Origin of the sequence: Kribbella sindirgiensis (assembly GCF_004331435.1) — a bacterium.
Classification (GTDB): Bacteria; Actinomycetota; Actinomycetes; order Propionibacteriales; family Kribbellaceae; genus Kribbella; species Kribbella sindirgiensis.
In genome coordinates, this window is record NZ_SJKA01000019.1 from 119,955 (window position 1) to 129,873 (window position 9,919).

The 9,919-nt window shown below is 63.3% G+C and carries 8 protein-coding genes and 1 pseudogene; 1 reads left to right on the forward strand and 8 read right to left on the reverse strand.

The window, feature by feature from the left end; all coding sequences use genetic code 11:
* Nucleotides 1-224: 224 nt before the first annotated feature.
* The 4 genes and pseudogenes from E0H50_RS35905 to E0H50_RS35920 all read right to left on the reverse strand — a co-directional run.
* A complete protein-coding gene (locus E0H50_RS35905) occupies nucleotides 225-2,144 on the reverse strand; it encodes a UvrD-helicase domain-containing protein (RefSeq protein ID WP_131295465.1) in 1,920 nt (639 codons plus the stop codon).
* Entirely contained in the window at nucleotides 2,119-3,603 is a 1,485-nt protein-coding gene (locus E0H50_RS35910; RefSeq protein WP_337590390.1) for an ATP-dependent nuclease, read from the reverse strand. Before E0H50_RS35910 ends, E0H50_RS35905 begins: the two co-directional genes overlap by 26 nt.
* Entirely contained in the window at nucleotides 3,489-4,400 is a 912-nt protein-coding gene (locus E0H50_RS35915) for an AAA family ATPase (protein ID WP_131295467.1), read from the reverse strand. Before E0H50_RS35915 ends, E0H50_RS35910 begins: the two co-directional genes overlap by 115 nt.
* A gap of 241 nt (nucleotides 4,401-4,641) precedes the next feature.
* A pseudogene (locus E0H50_RS35920) lies at nucleotides 4,642-4,836 on the reverse strand (transposase); the annotation flags it as partial.
* A gap of 220 nt (nucleotides 4,837-5,056) precedes the next feature.
* On the opposite strand from E0H50_RS35920, the gene E0H50_RS43260 reads away from it, so the two are divergent.
* On the forward strand, nucleotides 5,057-5,224 hold the full coding sequence (locus tag E0H50_RS43260; RefSeq protein WP_165547421.1) for a hypothetical protein: 168 nt from the start codon (nucleotides 5,057-5,059) through the stop codon (nucleotides 5,222-5,224).
* A 10-nt stretch (nucleotides 5,225-5,234) separates the two neighbouring features.
* Here the strand turns inward: E0H50_RS43260 and E0H50_RS35925 are convergent, their stop codons facing one another.
* The 4 genes from E0H50_RS35925 to E0H50_RS35940 are packed head-to-tail and all read right to left on the reverse strand — an operon-like array spanning nucleotide 5,235 to nucleotide 9,783.
* The gene (locus E0H50_RS35925; RefSeq protein ID WP_131295468.1) at nucleotides 5,235-6,044 is read right to left on the reverse strand and encodes a hypothetical protein; all 810 of its coding nucleotides are present in this window, start codon (nucleotides 6,042-6,044) and stop codon (nucleotides 5,235-5,237) included.
* Nucleotides 6,045-6,053: 9 nt separating this feature from the next.
* Nucleotides 6,054-8,051 carry an AAA family ATPase gene (locus tag E0H50_RS35930; protein ID WP_131295469.1) on the reverse strand — a complete coding sequence of 666 codons (1,998 nt, stop codon included), beginning with the start codon at nucleotides 8,049-8,051 and terminating at the stop codon, nucleotides 6,054-6,056.
* Nucleotides 8,048-8,683, reverse strand: a complete 636-nt coding sequence (locus tag E0H50_RS35935; RefSeq protein WP_131295470.1) for a hypothetical protein — start codon at nucleotides 8,681-8,683, stop codon at nucleotides 8,048-8,050. The genes E0H50_RS35930 and E0H50_RS35935 overlap by 4 nt, the downstream gene beginning before the upstream one ends.
* Nucleotides 8,680-9,783, reverse strand: coding sequence for a hypothetical protein (locus E0H50_RS35940; RefSeq protein WP_131295471.1), 1,104 nt, complete (start codon nucleotides 9,781-9,783; stop codon nucleotides 8,680-8,682). The genes E0H50_RS35935 and E0H50_RS35940 overlap by 4 nt, the downstream gene beginning before the upstream one ends.
* Nucleotides 9,784-9,919 lie beyond the last annotated feature (136 nt).

A 9,919-nucleotide genomic window follows, 5' to 3' on the forward strand; every position in this document is an offset into this window, starting at 1 on the left:
GAGCTACAACCACGAGAGCAGATCGGCCGAAGTCGCTATGAGCCCCGCTCTGCGTGGCTTTAGCGTTGGTGTCCGAGGAGGAACACGCACCTTAACCACACGCCTAGAGCTTGAACCTGATCCACCAGGACGAACCCCGTAGTCGCTGATTTGCTGGCCGGGTTGACCGTCAGCCGCCATCCTTGAGCTGTCAAACCTGACCGTGTCTGCTTGGTCGCTGCCGGTCAGGCCTGATCGGCCCTGCGCACCTCGAGATCAGTAGCGGAGAGCGGTTGGGTGGTGAACCACGTGTCGACGGTTTCGGCGGTGATGATGTTGCTGGTGTGGGGGAGGTGGGAGCGGCGGAGGGCAGTCGTGGCGGTGGGGACATTAGCGGCGTACAGGACGATGGCGAGCGCCTCGGTGGCGCGCGAGGCGCAGACGTAGAGCAGACGGCGGGTTCGGTCGATGACGCTGTCTTGGCGGGCCCGCTGGCGGTCGAGGTCTGTTTTTGAGGGTGGTTTGAGGCCGAAGAGCTTGTCGTAGGAGAACTGGAAGTGATTGCCTTCGTCGTCGTCGAGGACCACCACGACGTCGGGGAACTCGGTGCCTTTGACGCCCTGTTGGGTCGAGTAGCGCGAGCGCTGGTTGATGTACTCGGAGTATCCCGCGAGGTCGGCGACGTCGCAGTTGAGGTAGGCAATCAGGGTCTCGCCGAGGTCGTCGGTCTCGGTGGGTGGGGCAGGGGTCAGGTATGGCGCGAAGCGGTCGTCGATGGTCAGGAGACCGTGGTCGCGGGCGAGGGCCAGAGCTTGGCGGATCGTGCCTGGTCCGCCGGTCGCGATGAGGGTCTGGAGTTGGTCGAGGCCGGTCGCAAGTTCGTTCAGAATGTCGGCGGTCGGCGTTTCGGCGAGAACGGCGGGCTGAAGGCGCGGGCTCGACGTGCGGAGCATCGGCAGGAGAGCGGCACGGTTGCCTGCGGCGGCTGCGGTGAGTGGCAGAAGAGTACTGAGGAACGGCGTCAACGGCCAGGCTCGTCCCTCGTCGAAGGCGTCGCGCAGTCGTGAGCCGCGGAAGACGTCGTACAGCTTCTCGAAGCCGAGGCGCCGCGCCGCCATTCGGTGGGTGATGACGAGAACCTTGGTGCGTTCGCCGTCCTGCGGCGTCCAGGCGCCAACGGTGGAGTGGGCCGCCAGCCAGGCGCGGGCGCGGTCGAGTCTTTCCACCCGTTGGCCGTCGGCCGGGAACACGAAGTAGGTCACCTCGCCTTCCTGTTGCTGTTCGGGGCTCAGGCCGGAGCGCTGCACCAAGCGATCTCCGTCGGCGCGGATTGCGTTGATGACCTGGAGTACTTGGCGCGGCGATCTGAAGTTCTCGGGTTTCTCGACCTCGCGCCAGTCGGGCTCGAGGACGATGTCGCCGGCGCCCTGGAGGTAGATCCGTTGCATGGGATCGCCGAAGAAGCCGAGGTAGAAGCGTTCTCGTTCCTGGACAGCGACGTGGCGCAGCGCGGCGACGACATCGGGGAACGTGTCCTGGCTCTCGTCGACGAAGACCAGCGGGAAGCGCCGTGCGACCAGCTGGGTGAGCAGCGGCTTGGTCCGGATGAGCTCCGGAACCATCCGGAGGATGTCGTCATGACCGACGATGCCCTCGGCGTAGTTCCGGGCGACGCCGTACCGGAACTGGGTGACCTCGTCGATATTGTCCAGGCCGTGGCGCAGCCGACGGATGCTTCCGGTCAGCTCCTGCCGCCGCTTCGGCCCGGTCCTGTGGGTCAGGTCGGCGAGCTCGGCTTCGAGCTGTCGCAGGCGGTGGATGCCGTAGTCGCGGGCCCAGGCACGAATGTCGTTCTGGAATGGTGCGATCAGTGTCCAGAGGAAGCTGTGGATCGTCGAGACATGAGCGGCCGGGTTGAGTGCGAGATCCGTTTCGATCTCGCGGGTGGCGATCTCGGTATACGTCACGCAGGCGACCTGTCGGCGGTTCGCGAGGAATTCCGCGCCCCGGGTCCTGATCACCGAGTCGAGTGCCTTGACGAGGGATGTCGTCTTCCCTGAGCCGGCTCCAGCGATCATGGTGAAGCCGGAGACTTCCGGGTCGCCGAGAATCCGCCGCACTGTGCGGTCTGCTTCGGTGTCAGGCGTTTGCAGCCTGCGGCTCATCCTCCGCCTCCGTGATCTGGGGCTCTGCGGCCGCGTCGCGCAGCTCGTCGAGTTCGTCGGCGAGCCAGTCCAGGCCTTCGAGGATGTACGGCGGGCAGACCCAGTTGCCGCCGAGGTCGATCAGCCGGAGCGCAAACTCGGTCTTGTCGAGGTTTCTGACCTTGGTGAAGATCTTGTCGATCAGGTCGCCGAGCAGCAGGTTGTCGGCGCCCTGGACCCGAAGCTTGTAGCCAGAATTGGCCTGGTCCTGGGACCAGGCCAGGTTCTCGAAGATGAAGGCTTCCTCGAAGGTTCGGCCGGCGATGGTCTTCGACGCCTTGTTCCACGCGAGTTCGGTCGAACCTTGGTAGGTCACCCGGACGGTGGAGCGTTGACTGACCAGAGTCTTGTCCTCGACCGGGACCGACAAGAGGTCCGCGACGGTCTCCTTGGCGGGGATCCAAGTCTTGAGCGTCGGGTTCGACGTGATCGCCTCCGGATGGTCGGTCCGACACGCCTCGGCGTGCGGACCTGTGACACTGTCGAGGTCCGTGATGATCAGGCAGCGGATACGGAGAAAATCGACGAGCCCGCGGAACTTGTGCGCGAAGGCGCCGCCGAGTTCCAGGATCGTCAGATGTGACGTCTCCAGCCGATCGCAGAACCGGGAGATGAGCAGGGGGAGCAGGAGTCGCTCGACGTTGCCCTCGACAAGGATCGCGGCGTCGGCGAAGAACAGATCGCAGTGCGTGAGCTTCAGGTACTGCAGCAGGAAGTCGCGCGTCTCGGGCTGGCTGTTCCCGTGGAACGTCGAGAGATCGCGTACCTCGCTGTAGTGGAACGTGTCCTTCGCGCCTACTCGGGCGAAGTAGCGGATTGAGGTGAAGTCGTCGTAGACGATGTGCGGCGAGTGTGTCGTGAGAACGAACTGCGTGCTGAGCTCTACCGGTGAGTCAGCCACGATCGTGGCGAGTTGTTTGATGAAGACCTGCTGAAGCTGGACATGCAGGTGTGCCTCGGGTTCTTCGATCAGGATCAGGTGCACCGGCGGGCGCGCTTGTGCGGCCTCGAGCCTGGCGCGGTGTGCGGCGAGGATCTGCACCACCATGTAGATGAGGTTCTTGAAGCCTAGGCCGTTGTACCGGTCGGGGAGGGTGAGGTCAGAGCCGTCCGTCGGATCCACTGGCGCGCCCGGAACGAGGTAGTGGACCTGGGCGCCGGACCTGAGCAGGCTCTCGCCCCCGAGCTCGGATCGGATTGTGAGCTTGGGGTCCGCGACGCCGGGATAACCTAGCTGATTCAGGCGCTTGAGGATCGGCTCGAACACCTCACCGAAATGCACGTTGAGGTGCTGCTCGGACGATGTCAGCGCACGTAGTGCATCGGAGTTGGGCACCGGCTTGTCGAGGTATCGCTCGTAGAACCGGCCCAGGGTCTTCGACAGGTCCTCGTCGCGTCCGCGCTGCTCGGAGTCCGACAGGTGACGCTGGGCGTTGATCGCGCTGACGCGCAGGATTCCGTCGAGGATCGTTCGTCCGTTGTCGAGCCGGTGTGGCTCGCCCCGAGCTTGTAGTACACGACGTGGTATTCGGCGGTCAGCCGTCGGCGGAGGTAGTCGTACAGACTCTTCGGCCAGTGCCCGCCCGCGGTGTCAATGCCACCGGTTGCGGCCGTGTACTTGGCGTGCAGGTCCGCCCCGTCCTTGGGTTCGTAGGCGAGGCGAATACCGACCTGGTCGGCGGGGGTCCACGAGAGATCGGGCAGTAAATCGATCACTCGATGGAGATTTTGGTCGTCGACATCGAACCAAAGGTCCAGCGTGATTGCGGGGAGCACGGCTGACTGATCCGTGGGATCGAAGGAATTGAACGCGGCCCAGCAGTCGGCGCTGAAGTCGTGGACTGTGAATTTCGGCGGCAGCAGGTTGGTGAAGAGCTGAATCACATGCATGGCAGAGGTCTTGCCGCTGTTGTTGGCGCCCACCAGGACGGTGGTCCCCGGTGTGAGCGCGACGCGGACGTCTCGGAGTCGACGAAAGTTTCTGACCTCGAAGGATCGTAAACGCATGAACTTCCCCCTAATGCTGTCGAGCAGGCTGGAATTATGCCCGTCGGATGCGTGGAGGGCAATGCATCGGCTATTTGGGCGGGTTCTGCGTGCGACTGCGGAGACTCCGCGGTCGCATGGGTGGGCTGCTTGACAAGAGAAGGCTCCGCAGGAAGTCGCCTGACCTGGAGATTTACCTCGATCGGATTGAGGACCGAGTGCTGTTGTCATGTGTGGTCCGAAGTCCCATTTCGTACCACACACGTGTCAGCACGACACCGACGCTGTGGTGCCGGAGCCATCGCTAGTTTGTCTGTCTGCAGCCCTAGAGTCGCAATGAAACCGAGCTCCCACGCGACGAGCATGGATGACGCCTCCCGACGATCGAGAAGACGAGGGTGCGGGACAGTGATCAGATAGCTCAGCGGGGACCGGTGCACCATCTCACGCCGTGACGCAAGCCGAGGGACAGTTCGCGCAGCTCAGCCGACTCCTGCTGGGTGGCGCCAGGCCGGTTGCCGTCCTCGATATCGGCCAGTTTCAGCCAACGGGTCAGGCACGACTGGGAGATCCCGAAGTCCTTCGCGATCTGTGTGATCGGTGCCTCGCCCTTGCGGGCGACCGCGACCACGTCACGATGGAACTCCTCAGGAAAGGCTTTCGGCATGACAGACATAGTTCCAGCAAGGACCCAAGCCCTCACAGATCAGGAGTCAACCATACCGGGGCAGTTGCACCGTGGAATCGGGACGCGTCCGAGCGGTGGATCGCGAGCCTGCGAGATGACTGGGCAGATCCGGCGCCTGGCGCGGGGGAGGGGATGCCCTTGCCCACGGCGGGCCGACCACGAGTCGATCCCCAGCGCGGCCAGGTTCACCTGAGGTCTCGTGGAGACCGCGCTCTACATTGCCCTTGATTCGGCGCTGAAGGGGCAGCACACCCTGGCCCGCCACGAGGACTTCCGCGAAGACCAGAACCGCTGGCGACAGCGATTCAAGGACGGCCAAGGCTTGGTCCCGGCGGTGTTTCCGACCTGGGACAACGAAGCAGCATGACCGTCGGTCGTTAGGTGGGTGCGAGCTCGAGATCGGCGGGTGGCAGTGCAGCGGTTCTGGGCGAGATGAAGATGTATTGCCATTGGCCGCCGGCGACCTCGAAGTCGTAAGGGTGCGTGCTAATGGTGATCGGCAACTCCCTCTTGAGATGTACCAGGATCTGGGCGCAGGATTGGCCGTCGTAGCGATGGATGTCACCAATGACCCTTTGGAGGATGTCCGGCTGATCGAAGGGGAGATCTGAGAGTTCGAGTTTCTCGGCAATCTCTTCTTGAGACCACCAGAGAATCTCTTGCGCGACGTCCTCCCGGGCGGCGTAATCCCCATCTCGCCATACGCCCTGAGGATCACCGTCAAGCCAGGGTTCGACGCCATCGGTCTGGCCAGCCCAGACCCTGAGGACCTTGGGACTTCTGGGGTTGCCTACCACCGGGTCGTAGCCGACTACTAGCGCCTCTATGTCGTCGGGCTTGGTCTTGATTTCTGGATCATCAGTCTGATCTACGAGTGCAATGAAACCCAGATGGAGCGCCTTGGCTATCCGCTCGACGGTGAGCTCGTTAGTAGGCAGTGAATCGAGGGCATCATTGAGAATCTGAGTGGTGACTTCAGCAGCCGGTACCTTAGCTAAGGTCGATCGTCCGCTGAGCATGACGGCCACCGGCGCGTTGGGAACCTCAACGAGCTTGCGCGTCCTGTCCGAGACCACCGCAACCTTGTCGGTCGCGGGCTCGCCAGGTCGAGCGTCCACCTTGGTGGTGCGCCCGTCAGCGATCAGGACCATGCCGTCGGCGGCCTGGATCGCGAGTAAAACGGTCATTACCTCGTCCTAGCTCGTCGCTTCTGGGATCAGGCCGTAGGGCGGGATCTCCGGATCGCGGGTGTATGCGACCACGACGTCCGCATCAACACTGGCCGGAGGCGAGTTGTCGACCACGATCAACTGGGCTCCGATGCCGTCGGTCGCCAGCCAGTTCTTCGCGTGGGCGTAGAAGTTCTCCACCAGCCGAGCGTCCGCGAAGTCGCGATCGTCCGACTTCGAGTTGTGTCCAAGGTTCTTCTGCGGACTGTCGATGACCAGCAGACCGGGAGCATCCGCGTCGCGCTCGTGCGCGATCTCCCACAACGCGAGGTTCCAGGCGAGGGCGATCAGTACCATCCCTCCGCTGCTGGCTGCTGTGTAGGGCTGACTCCGGACGTACGGTACGAGGTCGTTGCCGATGTAAGGGTCTTGCAGCTTTGGGTAGCCGATTTCCCCAAGGATCTGACCGAAGCGGCCAGAGAGAGCATGGACCAGTTCGGCCCGATCCGGGCGTTGCCGCTGCTCACGTCGTTGAGCGTTAATCTCGCTCGCCTGGCGTTGGAGATCTTCGGCCTGGGACTCCGCCTCCGCGACCCGGCGCCACACGCCCGCGCCGCTTTGTGCTGATTGCTGGATCAGTCTCGCCTGGATCAGCCGCTGGCTCAGGCCGTCGCGGATCGCCAGCCACGGAGCCGGTGCCTTGACAATTTCGTCCACCGCACGCGCAGCCGCATCCGCCGACTCGTCGGCGGAAACGCTCTCCTCGATCAGTACTTCCTGGTGAACCGTCAGGCGGTGGACATACTCGTTCAGGCTCTTGAGTCTAGTCTTGACGGCTCGCAGCTCTGCCTCGAGGACTGCGACCGAGGTGGCTACTGGACTGCCGTGAATGTCTTCGCCGGATGGATGCGAAGCGGTGCCGTCCGCTGCGCTGACCGAACCGTGGCAGAGCGAACATTGCCCGTCAATGATGCTGGGTGGTACCTCGATCGAGTTGAAGCAGGCTGGACAGGTCGTGACCTGGAGAGGGTCGAAGAGGCGCTCGGCATCGAGGAGGAAGTTGAGCTTGCGCTGGTCGTCGGCGTACTGACCTCGAAGAGCGTCCAGCCGGGCGACCAGGCTGCGGCGATCACGAACTCGAATCCGGGCGTCTCTGGCGCGCTCCTGGGCCAGGACAAGTTGCTGCCGCACCTTTGTGGACGCGAGCTGGGTGCTTCGCTGCTCCTGGTCGAGACGGCTGAGTTCAATTCCCAGCGACACGATCGCCGAGGCTGCCTCATCCAGGTCGAGCTGTAGTTGCATCGGACCACGAGGATGTTCGGACTCGGCGAACTGCCGCAAGGCCCGCGCCTGTGCCTCTGCCACCCGCGCCTTCTCGCGAGCAGCTCGGTATCGGGTCGCCAGGAAGGCTTCTTCGTTGTCGTGGATCCCGAACATGGCGTCGATTGACTGCCGAAACTTCTGCCTGACCATGTAGTTCGACTGTTCGAAGACGAGGTTTCGGTTGTCGAGCCGTTCATTGGGAACGAAGATGACCCGGAACAGATCACGGATACTCAGTAGGTCGCTGTCCGAATCGTCCTTCGAGGAATCCGGCAGCAGAACACCATCGAGGTTGCACGCGGTGAGCAGGAACTGGGAGAGACCGTCGGGGTCTCCCACCGGTTCGACGCTGAGCCTGTGCTCGTCGACGGATGCCAGGTCGTCGAGCGTCGAGCGCCACACGGAGGCAAACTTGGAAGGGCTTCCGGCTGCGGCGCGCTCGATCACTGTGGAAGCGCCGTCAAGTTCCGTCTCGAGTTGGGCGGCGCGAACGGCGCGCAGGACCTCCTCATGCTGGGGATGAGCGCTTCCTCCAAGGCAGTAGCGGATGTAGTCGATAACGGTCGTCTTACCGGTCTGGCTAGGGCCGGCGATGACAGACAGGGGACGAAAGGTCGCTCCGCCGCGGAAGTCCACGCCGTACGTTCTGCCCGAGCCGGAAGACCCGGCCAGGCGGAGCTCGTTGATGCGGATACCGGTCATCCGTTGTCTCCATTGAAGCGGCGAGGCGGGGACTCGAGCTCGGGCAGTGGAGGTGCCACCGCGTCCGTGACCTCGTCCAGAAGATCGAGCAACAAGGACGAGTGACCAAGCCAGGTCTCGACATTGGATTCCAGGCCACTGGCCGTCATAGGTCCCAGCCGGCGAAGCACTATCTCCGACGACTTCCGGTACGCATCCGCGTAGGCAGACTGCAGATCACCCGCCAACCGTGAGCCACGGGGCGTGATGACGTATCCGTCAGCGTTCAGAGTGGCAAGACCGAGAGAGACGAGTTGGGCGACGTCGTGCTGGAGGCGCCGCCGACGCGACGCGAAACGCTGGCCGGAACTCGCATAGGCGAGCTGGGCGCGGTTGAAGCCGGCGATCTCCAACGTGACCGCGTCCACCGGATCGGTCCTCTTCTGACCATCGAGCACGATGAACGGATTGTCCGAGAAGAACTCGTAGTAGCCGAGCCGGTCTAGCGAAGGGACCTTCCGGCCGGCATTCCGCGCTACGTCCAGCAGCAGGAGCATTCGGGCAAGTCTGAAACGCGTACTGTCTTCAGGTTTGAGAGCCGCCAGGTCCGGGTTGAACGACGCGTCCTGATCCAGCCCTGATGCCGCGCTCATGGCTGCTCCGTGGAAGGAGGAACTAGGCTCATCACAGCCGTGGCATCGGGTTCGGGAAGGAGCTGTTGCGGCTGGACAATACCCGTAGTAGACACCTCGGTCTGCGCGGCTTCCGGGGTTGGCTCTGCCTGCTCGTGAGATGCGGCGATCTCGCGCCAGTGGGCGACCCATCCCGCCTTCTTCTGCTCGACAAGTCGATGCGCGGTGCCCTTCTTGTGGGCTCGAGCGAGGTGCAGGCCAGGTGGATTCGGGCAGCTCGCGGCCCCTTCGATCACCAGTGGAAGCAATCGGGGCATACGGCCGCCGTCCTGGGCGGTGGCGACCTCCTGGTTGAAGTGCCGCTCCCAGATGTCGTGAACCTCCAGGTGAAGCTCGGCCATCGATGCCACAGCATCATCTTGGCCCTTCGCTTCGTAGTCCCTGATCAAGGCATCCGTAGCGAAGAAGTGAGCGCAGGCCGAATCGGTCTCGACATTGCCGGCCTCGCGCAACTGCCGCACGAACAGTGCCCCTTCGAACTGTGAGGTGTCCTCCGTCAGAGCCACCCGCTCGGACGGATTGATGCCTGCGGCAACCGTTGCCTGCTGCACAGTATGCGGGAAGTACTCCGCCCGGACGTCGAGCGCATCGCGGGTGATCAGCTGACTGCGCAGCTCGGTCCCGTCCCAGAGTTCGATGGCGATTCCGGACTTCTTCGACTCGCGCTTCGCCCAGTCCTGAAACCACTTCAGTTGCTCGGGCGCGAGCTTGCACGGGACGACAAGGGTCCATGCGGTGATCTTGTAGTGCTTCTCGTCGGCGTGTTTCACTGCACTGCGAAACGAGGATCTGACCTGCGACTGAGGAGCCGTGGTCTGCCACTCGAGGATGTACTTCGACTGCCAGATGAAGACAGAGCCACCGGCCAACTGACCTAGAACGGTATCGATTCCCCAGTCTCGGTTGCCGGGTCCCTCGACAGTCGTGGCGTCCGGGTGCTTGACCTTCACAAGGTCGGTGACCAGCATCTGAAAGAGGGCGCGCGCACCCCCGTCCGATCCGGCGTCGCTGTCGAACCTCGCGAACAGTTGTGCAACGTCGGGCATCGTTACGCCGGTCATCGCTGACCGTCTGTTCCGCTGCCCCTGACCGCCATGAGTTTCTCCTATGTCAAGCCGCGTGGGCGAGGGTGGTCGTGGTGGCTTGATCGGTGGTCAGGTGGTTGAAGACGATTCGTGTGAGTCGTCGCTTGAGACA